The 14,248-nt window shown below is 54.6% G+C and carries 17 protein-coding genes; 10 read left to right on the top strand and 7 right to left on the bottom strand.

Translation table 11 applies throughout. The features are described from left to right. Nucleotides 1–3: 3 nt before the first annotated feature. Complete coding sequence (locus tag ACOTXD_RS18005; protein WP_045346022.1) at nucleotides 4–957, bottom strand: polysaccharide deacetylase family protein; 954 nt, start codon at nucleotides 955–957, stop codon at nucleotides 4–6. 150 nt (nucleotides 958–1,107) lie between these two features. Between ACOTXD_RS18005 and rfaQ the strand changes: the two genes are divergently transcribed. From rfaQ to coaD, 7 genes are all read left to right on the top strand, one after another. Continuing rightward, a complete protein-coding gene (rfaQ, locus tag ACOTXD_RS18000) occupies nucleotides 1,108–2,178 on the top strand; it encodes a putative lipopolysaccharide heptosyltransferase III (protein WP_003860870.1) in 1,071 nt (356 codons plus the stop codon). Further along, on the top strand, nucleotides 2,175–3,302 hold the full coding sequence (locus ACOTXD_RS17995; protein ID WP_023315168.1) for a glycosyltransferase family 4 protein: 1,128 nt from the start codon (nucleotides 2,175–2,177) through the stop codon (nucleotides 3,300–3,302). Before rfaQ ends, ACOTXD_RS17995 begins: the two co-directional genes overlap by 4 nt. 2 nt (nucleotides 3,303–3,304) lie before the next feature. Beyond that, on the top strand, nucleotides 3,305–4,405 hold the full coding sequence (locus tag ACOTXD_RS17990; RefSeq protein WP_061856867.1) for a glycosyltransferase: 1,101 nt from the start codon (nucleotides 3,305–3,307) through the stop codon (nucleotides 4,403–4,405). Nucleotides 4,406–4,416: 11 nt separating this feature from the next. Then, nucleotides 4,417–5,406, top strand: coding sequence for a glycosyltransferase (locus tag ACOTXD_RS17985; protein ID WP_023323972.1), 990 nt, complete (start codon nucleotides 4,417–4,419; stop codon nucleotides 5,404–5,406). A gap of 66 nt (nucleotides 5,407–5,472) precedes the next feature. Continuing rightward, nucleotides 5,473–6,747, top strand: coding sequence for a lipid IV(A) 3-deoxy-D-manno-octulosonic acid transferase (gene waaA, locus ACOTXD_RS17980; protein WP_003860874.1), 1,275 nt, complete (start codon nucleotides 5,473–5,475; stop codon nucleotides 6,745–6,747). Further along, the gene (locus ACOTXD_RS17975; RefSeq protein WP_023315166.1) at nucleotides 6,747–7,517 is read left to right on the top strand and encodes a glycosyltransferase family 2 protein; all 771 of its coding nucleotides are present in this window, start codon (nucleotides 6,747–6,749) and stop codon (nucleotides 7,515–7,517) included. Before waaA ends, ACOTXD_RS17975 begins: the two co-directional genes overlap by 1 nt. Nucleotides 7,518–7,520: 3 nt before the next feature. Next, nucleotides 7,521–8,000 carry a pantetheine-phosphate adenylyltransferase gene (coaD, locus tag ACOTXD_RS17970; RefSeq protein WP_015570040.1) on the top strand — a complete coding sequence of 160 codons (480 nt, stop codon included), beginning with the start codon at nucleotides 7,521–7,523 and terminating at the stop codon, nucleotides 7,998–8,000. Nucleotides 8,001–8,002: 2 nt separating this feature from the next. Here the strand turns inward: coaD and mutM are convergent, their stop codons facing one another. The 4 genes from mutM to radC form a co-directional block, all read right to left on the bottom strand. Then, nucleotides 8,003–8,812, bottom strand: coding sequence for a bifunctional DNA-formamidopyrimidine glycosylase/DNA-(apurinic or apyrimidinic site) lyase (gene mutM, locus ACOTXD_RS17965; RefSeq protein ID WP_003860879.1), 810 nt, complete (start codon nucleotides 8,810–8,812; stop codon nucleotides 8,003–8,005). A gap of 72 nt (nucleotides 8,813–8,884) precedes the next feature. Continuing rightward, entirely contained in the window at nucleotides 8,885–9,052 is a 168-nt protein-coding gene (gene rpmG, locus ACOTXD_RS17960) for a 50S ribosomal protein L33 (RefSeq protein ID WP_003024094.1), read from the bottom strand. Between the two features lie 22 nt (nucleotides 9,053–9,074). Beyond that, nucleotides 9,075–9,311, bottom strand: a complete 237-nt coding sequence (gene rpmB, locus ACOTXD_RS17955; protein WP_002436699.1) for a 50S ribosomal protein L28 — start codon at nucleotides 9,309–9,311, stop codon at nucleotides 9,075–9,077. A gap of 217 nt (nucleotides 9,312–9,528) precedes the next feature. After that, a complete protein-coding gene (gene radC / locus ACOTXD_RS17950; protein WP_006812419.1) occupies nucleotides 9,529–10,194 on the bottom strand; it encodes a RadC family protein in 666 nt (221 codons plus the stop codon). Nucleotides 10,195–10,367: 173 nt separating this feature from the next. Here radC and coaBC point away from each other — a divergent pair, with 173 nt between their 5' ends. The 3 genes from coaBC (at nucleotide 10,368) to slmA (ending at nucleotide 12,733) form a co-directional block, all read left to right on the top strand. Beyond that, complete coding sequence (coaBC, locus tag ACOTXD_RS17945; protein WP_168714451.1) at nucleotides 10,368–11,579, top strand: bifunctional phosphopantothenoylcysteine decarboxylase/phosphopantothenate--cysteine ligase CoaBC; 1,212 nt, start codon at nucleotides 10,368–10,370, stop codon at nucleotides 11,577–11,579. Beyond that, nucleotides 11,557–12,015, top strand: coding sequence for a dUTP diphosphatase (dut, locus tag ACOTXD_RS17940; protein ID WP_061856870.1), 459 nt, complete (start codon nucleotides 11,557–11,559; stop codon nucleotides 12,013–12,015). The genes coaBC and dut overlap by 23 nt, the downstream gene beginning before the upstream one ends. Before the next feature lie 121 nt (nucleotides 12,016–12,136). Continuing rightward, nucleotides 12,137–12,733: a nucleoid occlusion factor SlmA gene (slmA, locus tag ACOTXD_RS17935; RefSeq protein WP_003860901.1), complete on the top strand. Its 597-nt coding sequence runs from the start codon at nucleotides 12,137–12,139 to the stop codon at nucleotides 12,731–12,733. A gap of 82 nt (nucleotides 12,734–12,815) precedes the next feature. On the opposite strand, the gene pyrE is transcribed toward slmA, so the two are convergent. Beyond that, nucleotides 12,816–13,457 (bottom strand): orotate phosphoribosyltransferase, encoded by a 642-nt coding sequence (gene pyrE / locus ACOTXD_RS17930; protein ID WP_048209851.1) that lies wholly within the window; start codon nucleotides 13,455–13,457, stop codon nucleotides 12,816–12,818. 66 nt (nucleotides 13,458–13,523) lie between these two features. Further along, nucleotides 13,524–14,240 carry a ribonuclease PH gene (gene rph, locus ACOTXD_RS17925; protein ID WP_015570044.1) on the bottom strand — a complete coding sequence of 239 codons (717 nt, stop codon included), beginning with the start codon at nucleotides 14,238–14,240 and terminating at the stop codon, nucleotides 13,524–13,526. Nucleotides 14,241–14,248: the final 8 nt, after the last annotated feature.

Here is a 14,248-nt window from a genome sequence, read left to right as displayed (position 1 = left end):
TAACTATTTTTTGTACTGGTAAAACTCCGCAAGCGTCATCCCCACGGTCTTATCTGATAACCAGGTAAAGAGCTGCTCCAGATCCTGATACAGTCCCTCAATCGCGGCCTGGTCTTTAAAAGTAGGGCTGCCGCCAGGCATAAATTCCGACGAATGCAGCATGAACTCTACGTAGTCATTCCCCTGAGCCAGGCACTGCTGCGCAACCTTAATCATCTCCTGCGCGTTACCGCCGGACGGGCGTAACCAGTTAACTGACGGAGAACGGTATTTACCGCGCAGACGATCGTAACCCTGCTTCAGGGAATTCAGCCATGCCGGGTGTTTATACTGGATACTCATCGGCACTTCGAGGAGAGGGCTGTTTCCCGGCCGGGAAATGTCGTCTACGTCCAAAAAATAGGCGCGATCGGGAAAATGCTGGTAATTCGTTCCGCCATTACCCTGCGGGGCACCTTTCGCGTTGCGCCAGTTCACGCGCGGCGTAACGGAACAATCTACCTGATACCCCAGCTCAATCAGCAACCGGGCGTAACGGCTGTCGAATGCCCAGCGCCCGGCGCGATGGCTGAGCATTTTTGTCTGGAAAGTCTCTTCCAGTAAGCGGGTCATGAACAGCACTTTCTCACGCATGACCTCGTCTGAAAACTCAATCAGATAAGGCTGCCAGCGCCAGTCATCACCGGTCAGATCGTGCTCCGGAGGGCTATTCCAGGCATGGAGATGCATTCCCACCTCACCCTGGCCGCGGGCTATGACCTCTTTCGCGAACTCAATGAATACCGGTTCGACGGCCATCTCGTAGTTGGTCAGCCAGACGGGCTTAAAGCCGAAGCGTTCACAAAGCGCCTGAAACCGCGCCAGGTAGCGCGCGTTTTCCGTTTTGATCATCCGGTGGTTCTGCCAGAGATTATCCCCTTCGGTATCGATCGTGATGATAAACGCTGGTTTTTTCATAATAAGTCCGCAAGACAAAATAGTTAGCGCTATGTTACGCACGCCCGAAAGCAGGAGTAAACCCTTCCAGGGAAATTCCTGACATTATGGAGAAAGAGTGCAAGTCGTTACCAGGTCTATTAGAATTGCCAATAGTACAACGCCGATAAGATGATGATGAATAACTTACCTGACACGCCTGATTTGCGCATTTTACTGATCAAACTTCGCCATCATGGCGACATGTTACTCACCACCCCCGTCATCAATTCATTACGCCAGAAATGGCCTGAAGCCCAAATCGACGTGCTTCTCTATGAAGAGACGCGAGACATGCTCGCCGCGCATCCGGCAATCGGGACGATCTATGGTATCGATCGTAAATGGAAGCAGCTGGGGACGCTGAAGCACCTGCAAAAAGAGTGGCAGTTGCTTCGTGCTTTACGCGCTCAGCATTATCATCTGGTGATCAATCTTGCCGATCAGTGGCGCAGCGCGATTGTTACCCGCTTCACCGGCGCACCGGTTCGGCTCGGGTTCGCTTTTAACAAGCGCAAGAATGCCTTCTGGCGTTTTTGTCACAGTGAACTGGTCTCGGTCGCCAGCCATCAGTCGCTGCACACCGTTGAACAAAATCTCTCCATACTGTCAGCGCTGCCGGTAATGGCCAACCCTACCGTCACCATGGCTTACAGCGCGGATGACTGGCGCCATGCTCACCAAAAGCTGACACAAAAGGGCGTGGGAGACCGCTACATCGTTATTCAACCCACGTCACGCTGGTTCTTTAAGTGCTGGGACGAAGGCAAAATGGCGCAAACTATCGCCGCGTTGCAGCAGGACGGCCACACTATCGTCCTTACGGCGGGACCGGATAAGAAAGAGCTGGCGATGATTGACCGCATTCTTGCCGCCTCCCCGCAGACGGGTGTTGTATCGCTGGCAGGGCAGTTAACCCTGCGCCAGCTGGCCTCGCTAATCGATCACGCGATCCTGTTCATTGGCGTTGACTCCGTACCCATGCACATGGCCGCCGCCCTTCAGACGCCCTGCGTGGCGCTGTTTGGCCCGTCAAAATTGACGTTCTGGTCGCCATGGCAGGTTAACGGCGAGGTCATCTGGGCAGGTAACTACGGCCCGCTTCCCAACCCTGACGCCATTGATACAAAAACGACGGAACGTTATCTCGACGCCATCCCCGTTGATGCTGTCGTCTCCGCCGCAAGGAGATACCTGCAATGAAGCTTCATCGTCTGGCCATTGTGCGCCAAAAATATCGTCCGGATGGAGGAGCAGAACGTTTTGTCTCCAGGGCACTTACCGCGCTGAGCAATCAAAATCTTGAGCTCAACGTCATCACCCGCGAGTGGCAGGGCGAAAAGCAGGACGACTGGCATATTCATATTTGCGATCCACGAAAGTGGGGCCGCATCAGCCGTGAGCGCGGCTTTGCACACGCCGCACGCGCGCTGTGGCAGCAACAGCAGTTTGATATTGTCCAGAGCCACGAACGTATTCCGGGCTGCGATATTTACCGCGCCGGGGATGGTGTACATCGACGCTGGCTGCTACAGCGTACGCGTATTCTTCCCGCCTGGCGTGCGAAGCTGCTTATGCACGATCGTTATCACCGCTACGTGATGAACGCAGAACGTGAAATGTACCAGGCTCCCGAGTTGAAAGCCGTTATCTGTAATGCGGAGATGATCAAACGCGAAATCGTCGAAGACTTTGATATTGACGCAAAAAAGATACATGTGATTTATAATTCAATAGATTCCAGCCGCTTCGTTCCGGCAGAAGAGAGACAACGCGCTGTACTGCGTCAGCAATTTGGCTTACCCGCTGATGCCGTCATTTTCTGCTTCGTGGGTTCAGGGTTTGAACGCAAGGGGCTGGCAAGCGCTATTCGGGCTATAGCAGGAACATCGGCATGGCTGGTTGTGGTCGGTCAGGATAAAGCGGAAAGCCGTTATCGCGACCTCGCCCGTTCATTAGGCTGTGAGGGGCAAATCCGTTTCCTGGGGATGCAAAAAGAGACGCTGCCATTTTATCAGCTTTCTGATGGTTTACTGCTGCCGACGCTGTATGATCCTTTCCCTAACGTCATACTTGAAGCAATGGCCTGTGGATTGCCCGTCATTACGTCAGAGAGTTGCGGTGGTTCAGAATTTATTGAGCAAGGCCAGAACGGGTTTTACTGTGATGCACTTGATATCCACACATTGAAGGAGGCCGTCATGTCCATCCCTTCACTGGAAAAAAATAATAATATGGGGCTTGCGGCGCGTGAACGCGTCAGAGAAGCAACCCCTGAAAAACTATCAAGTCAGCTTATTTCGCTTTATCAAAAATTACTGGATTAATAATGCGCATCCTAATGATTATTGATGGTTTACCCGGTGGAGGAGCCGAAAAAACGGTTCTCACCCTCTCCAGCGGACTGACAGAACTGGGGCATCAGGTCACCCTTTTCTCCTTACGGAAGGTGTGCGACTACGCCATTCCGGAAGGCATCGATTTTCAGATTGTGCAGGATACCTGTAAAAAACCCTGGCGGAAGCTGATCGAGATCCCGCGTCGCGCCCGTTTGCTGGATCGCGCCATCGAGAATGCAGAACGCAGCGGTAAATTTGACGTCGTGTTCTCGCATCTGCATAAAACCGACCGTATCGTGGCGCACAGCCGCGTGCTGGATCGGGATAAGGTCTGGTTCTGCGTTCACGGGATGTTCTCCTTCTCCTATTTGCGCCATCGCAGCGGGCTTTCTCGCTGGTTTAAGCATTATAAAATTCGGCATACCTATGAAAACCGCAACGTGGTGGCGGTTTCCGGCGCCGTGCTGCACGACCTCTCTCAAGTACTCGCGATCCCCCTGCGGCGCAAAGCGGTTATCCATAACCCCTTTGATATCCCTGAAATTCAGCGTCTGGCGGAAGCGCCCTTTGAGATGCAGGGGCAGGATTACATTATCCACGTTGGCCGTTTTCATGAACACAAACGTCACGACCGGCTGCTGCGGGCGTTTGCGCTGAGCAAGATCGACGCATCGCTGGTGTTGATGGGCAAAGGTTCTGACGCGAAAATAAACCAGCTCAAACAGCTTGCCGCTAAGCTGGGAATTGAAAACAAGATCGTCTTCCGCCCGTTCGAAACCAACCCCTACCCGTGGATCAAAGGGGCACGCCTTTTAGTGTTAAGTTCCGACTGCGAAGGTTTTGGTAATGTACTGGTAGAGTCCATTATCTGTCAGACCCCACCGGTGAGTACAAACTGCCCTGGCGGTCCTGCTGAGATCCTTACTGGCCCCCTGGCGCGAGGTCTGACAGCGTTAACCGACGAATCACTGGCGAAAACACTGGCAGAATTGTATGCCTCTCCGCCAGTTGTTGATCGCGAAACGATCGCATCGTTCGGTATTAACGCCATTTGCCAGCAATACATTGCTTTGGTCGACAACCAAAAATAATCAGGTTTCATATGCAAAATTCAGCGCCTTTATTAAGCGTGGTGGTTGCCGTTTATAACGGTGAAGCTTTTCTCGATCAGTTCTTTACCTGCCTTGTAAATCAACACATCGACAGTATGGAAGTCATCATCGTGAATGACGGCTCCACTGACCGCTCGATGCAGATTGTCGAAAAATGGCGCGAAAAGCTGCCACAGATGCAGGTTATTGAACAACCTAATCAGGGCGTGTCCATCGCGCGTAATACCGGCCTGGCGGTTGCGACCGGGCAGTATCTCTCTTTCCCGGATATTGATGATGTCTTCAAACCCGGCATGTACCAGCGTCTGCTGGATATGGCCGTCACGCAGAACCTGGATGTCGCCACCTGCAATGGCAACTACGTCTGGGAAAATAACAAAAAACCGTCTCGCCCTATCTTCCCTGAAGATAAGCTCGCCTCGACGGGCGTCATGAATGGTGCGGTATGGTTAAAAAAGGCGCTGGATTCACGTAAGTTCCTGCATGTGACCTGGCTGAATATCTATCGTCACGATTTTATTCGTCAGCACGGCTTCCGTTTCGAGCCTGGCCTGCGCCATCAGGATATTCCGTGGACGACTGAGGTGCTGCTTGCTGCGGAACGCGTTCAGTACACCAGCGAACGCTTTTACGACTACTACATTCACTCCGCCTCGGTATCGCACACCCCGGATAATGACGACACGCTGATTCGCTCTGCGCGCCATTACATGAAGATACTGAAGATGCTTGATGCCATTAACCAGCGCTACCCGGATAAAGTGAAAAATATCCCGGCCTGCCACTGGCAAATCGCCAAAGAGGGTCTGGGAATTATTCATACCTTCGACAACATGAAGGATGAGGCGAAGAAAGCAATGATAATCAAAGAGTTCTTCGACACCGGGATCTGGAAGCTCATCTGGAAAAGTGCCAAAAGCCCGCGTTTGCGCTGGCGCCTGGGTCGACGCTACTTCCGTTTAAAACGGTATCTGGCATAAGAGATAGCTTTAGCACGCTTAAATGCTTAGAATTTCCCGGCCGAAACTAAAAAAACGGATAATCGCTTGGAATTGTTGTATACCGCCCTGCTCTACATCATTCAGCCACTGGTGTGGCTGCGACTGTTGCTTCGTAGCCGTAAAGCGCCTGCGTACCGTAAACGCTGGGCCGAACGCTATGGCTACTGCCGCAATAAAGTGGCGCCGGACGGTATTCTGCTGCATTCCGTGTCAGTCGGGGAAACGCTGGCCGCCATTCCACTGGTGCGTGCCCTGCGCCACCGTTATCCGTCACTGCCCATCACCGTCACCACGATGACGCCAACCGGCTCAGAGCGCGTGATGTCTGCCTTCGGTAAAGACGTGCATCACGTCTACCTGCCGTACGATCTCCCCTGCGCCATGAACCGTTTCCTGAATACCGTGCGCCCTAAACTGGTGATCGTCATGGAAACCGAACTGTGGCCGAATATGATTTCCGCCCTGCATGCCCGTAAAATTCCTTTGGTTATCGCCAACGCGCGTCTGTCGGAACGCTCGGCTAAAGGGTACGGCAAGCTGGGTAAATTTATGCGTCGCCTGCTCAGCAAAATCACGCTGATCGCCGCGCAGAACGAAGAAGATGCCGCGCGTTTTATCGCCCTAGGCCTGAAGCGCAACCAGCTTGCGGTCACGGGTAGCCTGAAGTTCGATATTTCCGTCACCCCTGAACTCGCCGCCCGTGCGGTAACGCTGCGTCGTCAGTGGGCGCCGCGTCGCCAGGTCTGGATTGCCACCAGCACCCATGACGGCGAAGAAGCCATTATCCTTCAGGCTCACCGCCAGCTGCTGGAAAAATTCCCTGATTTACTGCTGATTCTGGTTCCTCGCCATCCGGAGCGTTTTAAAGATGCCCGCGAGATGGTGCAAAAAGGCGGTTTCAGCTTTACCCTGCGCAGCAGCGGCGAAATCCCCTCTGGCAGCACGCAGGTGGTGATTGGCGATACGATGGGCGAACTGATGCTGCTGTACGGCATTGCAGACCTCGCCTTTGTTGGAGGTAGCCTGGTGGAGCGAGGTGGTCATAACCCGCTGGAGCCGGCAGCCCACGCCATTCCCGTGCTGATGGGTCCACACACGTTTAACTTCAAAGATATCTGCGCGAAATTGCAGCAAGCCGATGGCTTAATCACCGTGACCGATGCGGACTCGGTGGTCAAAGAGGTCTCAACCCTTCTGACTGACGAAGATTACCGCCTGTGGTACGGTCGTCACGCCGTTGAAGTCCTGCATCAGAACCAGGGCGCACTGACCCGTCTGCTGCAACTTCTGCAACCTTATCTGCCGCAGCGGAGCCACTAATGTCAACGCGTCTGTCGGTCGTGATGATCGCCAAAAACGCCGCCGACCTGCTTCCGGATTGCCTGGCCTCTGTTGCCTGGGCTGACGAAATCGTCATTCTCGACTCCGGAAGTACGGACAATACGGCGGACGTTGCCCGTGCAGCCGGGGCAAAAGTCTTTACCGACACCGACTGGCAGGGCTACGGTATTCAGCGTCAGCGTGCGCAGGGTTACGCCACGGGCGATTACGTGTTGATGATCGATACCGATGAGCGCGTCACCCCAGAACTCCGACAGGCCATTCAAACGGTGCTTGCCGCGCCACAGCCTGGCGCGGTCTACAGTATCGCGCGTCGTAACTATTTCCTGGGCCGCTTTATGCGCCACAGCGGCTGGTACCCCGACCGCGTGATGCGCCTCTATGCCCGCGAGCGTTATCAGTACAACGACAACCTGGTCCATGAATCTCTGGCCTGCGATGGCGCTCAGGTCATCCCCCTGACGGGCGATCTGCTTCATCTGACCTGCCGCGATTTCGCCAGCTTCCAGCGTAAACAGCTGAACTATGCCACCGCCTGGGCACAGGAGCGGCATGCGCGCGGCAAGAAGGCCACGCTGACCGGCATCTTCACCCACACGCTGGGCGCGTTTCTGAAAACGCTGCTGCTGCGTGGCGGCGTGCTGGACGGCAAACAGGGCTGGTTACTGGCCGTAGTGAATGCCCAGTATACTTTTAACAAATACACCGAGCTGTGGGCGCTGAACCGCGGCTACTCAGAGAAAACGTGAGCCATGAGCACAAAAGCGATTTATCCGGGTACCTTCGATCCGATCACTAACGGTCATCTTGATATCATCACCCGAGCGGCGTGTATGTTCGACAAGGTGATTCTGGCCATTGCCGCCAGCCCGAGCAAAAAGCCGATGTTCGACCTGAACGAACGCGTGCAGCTTGCCACCGATGCGATTTCGCATCTGTCGAATGTTGAGGTCGTCGGATTCAGCGACTTGATGGCAAACTTTGCCCGTGACCGGCAGGCCAATATCCTGATCCGCGGTCTTCGCGCGGTAGCAGACTTCGAATATGAGATGCAGCTGGCACACATGAACCGCCATCTGATGCCGGAGCTGGAGAGCGTATTCCTGATGCCCTCCAAAGAGTGGTCCTTCATCTCTTCTTCGCTGGTGAAAGAGGTGGCGCGCCATCACGGGGACGTTACTCACTTCCTGCCGGTTAACGTCCACCAGGCGTTGATGGAAAAGCTAAAGTAACCCTACTTCTGGCACTGACGGCAGTAAAACGTGGCGCGCTGAGCGTGCTTCGTGGCAATAATCGGCGTCCCGCAGGCTCTGCACGGCTCACCCTTACGGCCATAAACCTGCAACTCCTGCGCAAAATAACCCGGCTTCCCGTCGCTTTGCAGGAAATCCTTCAGCGTCGTCCCGCCCTGCTCAATTGAGCGCAGCAGTACCGCTTTAATAACCCTGACCAGCAGTTCGCACTCCTGCGCCGACAGCGAGGAGGCCAGCCGATCGGGATGGATCCCGGCGGCAAACAACGATTCGCTGGCGTAGATATTCCCCACGCCCACCACCAGCTTGTTATCCATCAGCCAGGGTTTAATCGGGGTTTTCTTTTTCGCGCACTTCTCTTTGAGATAATCTGCGTTAAACGCCTCTGAGAGCGGCTCAGGTCCGAGATGCGCCAGCACGTTGTGTCCTTCCAGCTCTTTGGTCCACAGCCATGCGCCAAAGCGACGCGGGTCGGTGTAACGCAGCACTTTGCCGTTACTCATCACCAGATCAACGTGGTCGTGCTTTTCCGCAGGCAACTCTTCGGTAAGAATACGCAGGCTTCCCGACATGCCCAGATGGATAATGATCCAGCCGTCAGGCAGCTCCAGCAGCAGGTATTTCGCGCGGCGCTGCACGCTCAGGACGGGTTTGTCACTTAACGCGTGGATCTCATCGGACACCGGCCAGCGCAGACGCCCGTTGCGAACGACAGCATGAAGAATAGTCGCGCCAACCAGATGGGGCTCAATGCCGCGGCGGCTGGTCTCTACCTCAGGTAATTCAGGCATGGTTCCTCCGTTGAGATGCAGAATGCAAAAAACCCCGCAGTTGCGGGGTTTTTCAATACAAGGAGACTAAAATTATTTGATTTTAGCTTCTTTGTACAGTACGTGCTGGCGTACAACTGGATCGAATTTTTTCAGTTCCAGTTTTTCCGGCTTAGTACGTTTGTTCTTCGTGGTGGTGTAGAAGTGACCTGTACCAGCAGAAGAAACCAGCTTGATTTTCTCGCGAATACCTTTAGCCATGATTTATTTCCTCTTTAAGTACTTAGTACTTTTCGCCACGGGCACGCAGTTCGGACAGAACTGTATCGATGCCTTTCTTATCGATTACACGCATACCTTTAGCAGATACGCGCAGGGTGACAAAACGCTTCTCGCTCTCAACCCAGAAACGGTGAGAGTGCAGGTTCGGCAGGAAACGGCGTTTAGTCGCGTTCAGTGCGTGGGAACGGTTGTTACCGGTCACCGGACGCTTGCCAGTAACTTGGCAGACTCGGGACATGTCTATTCTCCAAAAATCAAATTAGCTCGAGCTTCGTATGGGGTATCGGCGCCTCGTCAGGCTTTACAGCCCGGTCATCGCATAGTTCTATTGAACTCTCGATTGCCAGGCCCAAATGCCAAACCCGAGATTCTCAAAGGTGGCGTAGTATACGCTGACTCGGCGGTGTGCTCAAGTCCCGAACAGACAAAGATCCCGATGGATCGCGAGAAAAGGCCTAAATCCAGCCACGTTCGGCAAAAGAAATGTACTCTCCGCGGCCAATTATCAGATGGTCCAGCACACGAATGTCCATGAATTGACAGCATTTGATAATACGTTCGGTAATTGCTTTGTCAGCTCTGCTTGGTTCCGCACAGCCAGAGGGGTGATTATGCGCGAGGATCACGCCGGCTGCATTCACTTTTATCGCTTCCCGCACAATTTCACGCGGATGCACCTCAACATGGCTCAATGTTCCCGAAAAAAGGCGGGTATGTTTCAGTACCCGGTTTTTGTTGTCGAGAAAGATCACCATAAAGATCTCCCGCTCCAGATCGGAGAGCTGGCTTTGCAGAAATTCGCGGGTCATGTCGGGGGTGAGGATCGGGTCTTCTTCCTCCATACGCACGTTGTAAAATCGCCGGGCCAGCTCGGCAATGCCCCGCAACTGGGCATATTTCGCCACGCCAATGCCCTCAACGTGCGTAAACGCCTCCAGCTCAGCGGTCAGCAATCCATACAGTGAACCGAAATGGTCTATCAGTTCTTTCGCCAGCGTAAATACCGTTTTCCCCGGCGTGCCTGTGCGTAAAAAGAGCGCCAGCAGCTCGTCGTCCTTTAACAACGTGACGCCATGACGCAGCATTTTTTCACGCGGTAGCAGCAGTTCAGTCTCTTCCATGCCTGGCCTCCTTCTGTTTGCCATTATGCTGCCACAGGCAAATTCGGGGTTCGATGCTGGCATTTCGTTCTTGCGTAACGCCTCGCAAAGTGAATTAAGGACATCATCACCCCGTTTTAGGGATTGTGATAAAATGCCCGCTCTCTGGTGAAACCCAACAGGAAAGAATCATGATGAGCCTGGCCGGTAAAAAAATCGTTCTTGGCGTCAGCGGCGGTATTGCTGCCTATAAAACGCCAGACCTGGTGCGCCGTTTGCGCGAGCGCGGGGCCGACGTACGGGTCGCGATCACCGAAGGCGGCAAAGCCTTTATCACCCCGCTGAGCCTGCAAGCCGTCTCGGGATACCCGGTATCCGACAGCCTTCTCGACCCGGCGGCCGAAGCCGCAATGGGCCACATTGAGCTGGGGAAATGGGCCGATCTGGTTATCCTTGCCCCCGCCACGGCAGATTTAATTGCCCGCCTGGCAGCCGGTATGGCGAACGATCTGGTAACGACCATTTGCCTCGCCACGCCTGCGCCCGTCGCGGTTGTGCCCGCAATGAACCAGCAGATGTACCGCAACGCCGCTACCCAGCACAATCTGGACACGCTGGCCTCGCGCGGCCTGCTGATTTGGGGACCGGACAGCGGCAGCCAGGCCTGCGGCGACGTGGGGCCAGGGCGTATGCTCGACCCATTAACGATTGTTGATATGGCCGCCGCCCATTTCTCGCCTGTCAACGATCTGCAACATCTCAACATCATGATTACCGCGGGCCCCACGCGCGAGCCGCTGGATCCGGTGCGTTACATCACCAACCACAGCTCCGGCAAAATGGGCTTTGCGATTGCTGCCGCGGCAGCCAAACGCGGCGCGAACGTCACGCTGGTGAGCGGCCCGGTGTCGCTTACCACCCCTGCGTTTGTGCAGCGTATTGATGTGACGACCGCGCTGGAAATGAACGCCGCCGTACAGGCACATGCTCAACAGCAGCATATTTTTATCGGCTGTGCGGCCGTCGCTGATTACCGCGCCGAAACTATTGCTGACGCCAAAATTAAAAAGCAAGGCGATGAATTAACAATAAAAATGGTGAAGAACCCGGATATCGTTGCCGGTGTCGCCGCACTGAAAACTCATCGTCCTTACGTTGTTGGGTTTGCCGCAGAAACGAATAATGTGGAAGAATATGCCCGGCAAAAACGTACCCGCAAAAACCTCGATTTAATTTGCGCGAACGACGTATCGCTGTCCACGCAAGGATTTAACAGCGACAGCAACGCATTGCACCTTTTCTGGCAGGATGGAGATAAAGTCTTACCGCTTGAGCGCAAAGAACTCCTGGGCCAACACTTACTGGACGAGATCGTTACCCGTTATGATGAAAAAAATCGACGTTAAGATTCTGGACCCGCGCGTTGGCGAGCAATTTCCGCTGCCAACGTATGCCACCTCCGGCTCTGCCGGTCTTGACCTGCGCGCCTGTCTCGATGACGCCGTAGAACTGGCGCCGGGTGCAACGACCCTGATCCCGACCGGGCTGGCGATTCACATTGCTGAACCGTCACTGGCAGCGGTGATCCTGCCGCGCTCTGGCCTGGGCCATAAGCATGGCGTCGTGCTGGGTAACCTGGTCGGCCTGATCGACTCTGACTATCAGGGTCAGCTGATGGTATCCGTATGGAACCGTGGCCAGGACAGCTTCACCATTGAGCCGGGCGAGCGTATCGCGCAGATGGTGTTTGTACCGGTGGTGCAGGCAGAATTTAACCTGGTGGCAGACTTCGACGCTACCGACCGTGGCGAAGGCGGCTTCGGCCATTCCGGGCGCAAATAACCGCCCGACAAACACGCATCTCACAGCGCCATAATGCAATAACAAACCGCAAACGTCAGTTTGCGGGTCGCTGTGTGGTTGCCAGCCTGACAAGTGCTTATTTTCAGGGGTATTTTGTAACATGGCAGAAAAACAAACCGCGAAAAGGAATCGTCGCGAAGAAATACTTCAATCTCTGGCTCTGATGCTTGAATCCAGCGACGGCAGTCAACGCATCACCACCGCAAAACTGGCGGCCTCTGTGGGCGTGTCAGAGGCGGCGCTGTATCGTCATTTCCCGAGCAAAACCCGGATGTTTGACAGCCTGATCGAGTTTATCGAAGACAGCCTGATCACGCGCATCAACCTGATTCTGAAGGATGAAAAAGACACCAGCACGCGTCTGCGTCTGATTGTGCTGCTGATTCTGGGCTTTGGTGAACGTAACCCGGGTCTGACCCGTATTCTGACCGGCCACGCGCTGATGTTTGAACAGGATCGTCTGCAAGGCCGTATAAACCAGCTTTTTGAGCGTATCGAAGCCCAGCTGCGTCAGGTTCTGCGCGAGAAGAAAATGCGGGAAGGCGAGGGATATAATACGGATGAGACCCTGCTGGCAAGCCAGATCCTGGCATTTTGCGAAGGGATGCTCTCCCGGTTTGTACGCAGCGAGTTTAAATATCGACCAACGGACGATTTTGACGCCCGCTGGCCGTTAGTGGCTGCTCAGTTACAGTAACGCCATCGCCGGATGGCGGCTTCGCCTTATCCGGCCTACGAACGGGTAGGCCCGGTAAGCGCAGCGCCACCAGGCAATTGAATTATACGCCAAACTCTTCGCGGTATTGACGCACCGCCGCCAGATGATCAGCCATCTCAGGCTTCTCTTCCAGATACGCAATCAGGTCTTTCAGCGTGATAATCGACGTGACCTTGCAGCCATAATCGCACTCCACTTCCTGAATAGCAGAGATGTCGCCGCGCCCACGCTCCTGACGATCGAGCGAAATCAGCACGCCCGCAAGCGTTGCACCGTTAGCCTGGATTATCTCCATCGATTCACGGATCGCGGTACCTGCGGTGATCACGTCATCCACCAGCATCACACGGCCCTGCAACGCGCTGCCTACCAGATTGCCGCCTTCACCGTGGGTTTTGGCTTCTTTACGGTTAAAGCAGTACGGTACGTCGCGGTCATGGTGCTCCGCCAGCGCCACCGCCGTGGTGGTTGCGATTGGAATGCCTTTGTACGCGGGGCCAAACAGCAGGTCGAAATCAATCCCGGAATCCACCAGCGCTTCGGCATAGAAGCGGCCTAACAGTGCCAGGTCGCGCCCGGTATTAAACAGCCCGGCGTTGAAGAAATACGGGCTTTTACGCCCGGATTTCAGCGTGAACTCGCCAAACTTAAGTACCTGCTTGTTTAGCGCAAACTCAATAAACTGGCGCTGATACGATTTCATGGATTTGCTCCTTTGTCTTTTCAGTCTTACAGGCAAAAAAAAGGCGACTCATTGGTCGCCTTAAAATCAATTTTCTAACGCCGCTTTCTGCGTCGCTACAATAGATTCGATTCCCCCTCGGGCCAATGCCAGCAAGGTGAGCAGTTCTTCGTGGGTGAATGGCTCGCCTTCTGCCGTACCCTGCACTTCAATGATGCGACCATCTTCGGTCATCACCACGTTCATGTCGGTTTCTGCGGCAGAATCTTCAACGTATTCCAGATCGCAAAGCGCTTCGCCGTTAACGATACCAACGGAGACAGCAGCAACCATCCCTTTCATTGGGTTGGTTTTCAGCTTACCGGCGGCAACCAGCTTGTTCAGGGCGTCTGCCAGCGCCACACAGGCACCGGTAATAGAGGCCGTACGCGTGCCACCATCAGCCTGGATCACGTCGCAGTCCAGCGTGATGGTGAACTCACCCAACGTTTTCAGGTCAACCGCGGCGCGGAGCGCACGCGCGATCAGGCGCTGAATCTCCATAGTACGGCCGCCCTGCTTACCTTTTGCCGCTTCACGGGCATTACGGGTATGGGTTGCGCGCGGCAACATACCGTATTCGGCGGTGATCCACCCCTGGCCCTGACCTTTCAGGAAGCGAGGCACCCCCTCTTCAATGGACGCGGTGCAAAGCACCTTGGTGTCACCAAACTCAACCAGCACGGAGCCTTCAGCGTGTTTTGTATAGTTACGGGTCAGGGTGACGGGACGCACCTGGTTGGCGCTACGACCTGCTGGACGCATGATGGATT

Source organism: Enterobacter cloacae complex sp. CDL013 (assembly GCF_049238805.1).
Lineage (GTDB): Bacteria > Pseudomonadota > Gammaproteobacteria > Enterobacterales > Enterobacteriaceae > Enterobacter > Enterobacter hormaechei_C.
This window is presented reverse-complemented; position numbering and strand designations above follow the sequence as displayed.

Coding starts and splice junctions, on each gene's coding strand:
- ACOTXD_RS18005 (WP_045346022.1), bottom strand. CDS start 957: ATGAAAAAACCAGCGTTTATCATCACGATCGATACCGAAGGGGATAAT.
- rfaQ (WP_003860870.1), top strand. CDS start 1,108: ATGATGATGAATAACTTACCTGACACGCCTGATTTGCGCATTTTACTG.
- ACOTXD_RS17995 (WP_023315168.1), top strand. CDS start 2,175: ATGAAGCTTCATCGTCTGGCCATTGTGCGCCAAAAATATCGTCCGGAT.
- ACOTXD_RS17990 (WP_061856867.1), top strand. CDS start 3,305: ATGCGCATCCTAATGATTATTGATGGTTTACCCGGTGGAGGAGCCGAA.
- ACOTXD_RS17985 (WP_023323972.1), top strand. CDS start 4,417: ATGCAAAATTCAGCGCCTTTATTAAGCGTGGTGGTTGCCGTTTATAAC.
- ACOTXD_RS17975 (WP_023315166.1), top strand. CDS start 6,747: ATGTCAACGCGTCTGTCGGTCGTGATGATCGCCAAAAACGCCGCCGAC.
- coaD (WP_015570040.1), top strand. CDS start 7,521: ATGAGCACAAAAGCGATTTATCCGGGTACCTTCGATCCGATCACTAAC.
- mutM (WP_003860879.1), bottom strand. CDS start 8,812: ATGCCTGAATTACCTGAGGTAGAGACCAGCCGCCGCGGCATTGAGCCC.
- rpmG (WP_003024094.1), bottom strand. CDS start 9,052: ATGGCTAAAGGTATTCGCGAGAAAATCAAGCTGGTTTCTTCTGCTGGT.
- rpmB (WP_002436699.1), bottom strand. CDS start 9,311: ATGTCCCGAGTCTGCCAAGTTACTGGCAAGCGTCCGGTGACCGGTAAC.
- radC (WP_006812419.1), bottom strand. CDS start 10,194: ATGGAAGAGACTGAACTGCTGCTACCGCGTGAAAAAATGCTGCGTCAT.
- coaBC (WP_168714451.1), top strand. CDS start 10,368: ATGAGCCTGGCCGGTAAAAAAATCGTTCTTGGCGTCAGCGGCGGTATT.
- dut (WP_061856870.1), top strand. CDS start 11,557: ATGATGAAAAAAATCGACGTTAAGATTCTGGACCCGCGCGTTGGCGAG.
- slmA (WP_003860901.1), top strand. CDS start 12,137: ATGGCAGAAAAACAAACCGCGAAAAGGAATCGTCGCGAAGAAATACTT.
- pyrE (WP_048209851.1), bottom strand. CDS start 13,457: ATGAAATCGTATCAGCGCCAGTTTATTGAGTTTGCGCTAAACAAGCAG.
- rph (WP_015570044.1), bottom strand. CDS start 14,240: ATGCGTCCAGCAGGTCGTAGCGCCAACCAGGTGCGTCCCGTCACCCTG.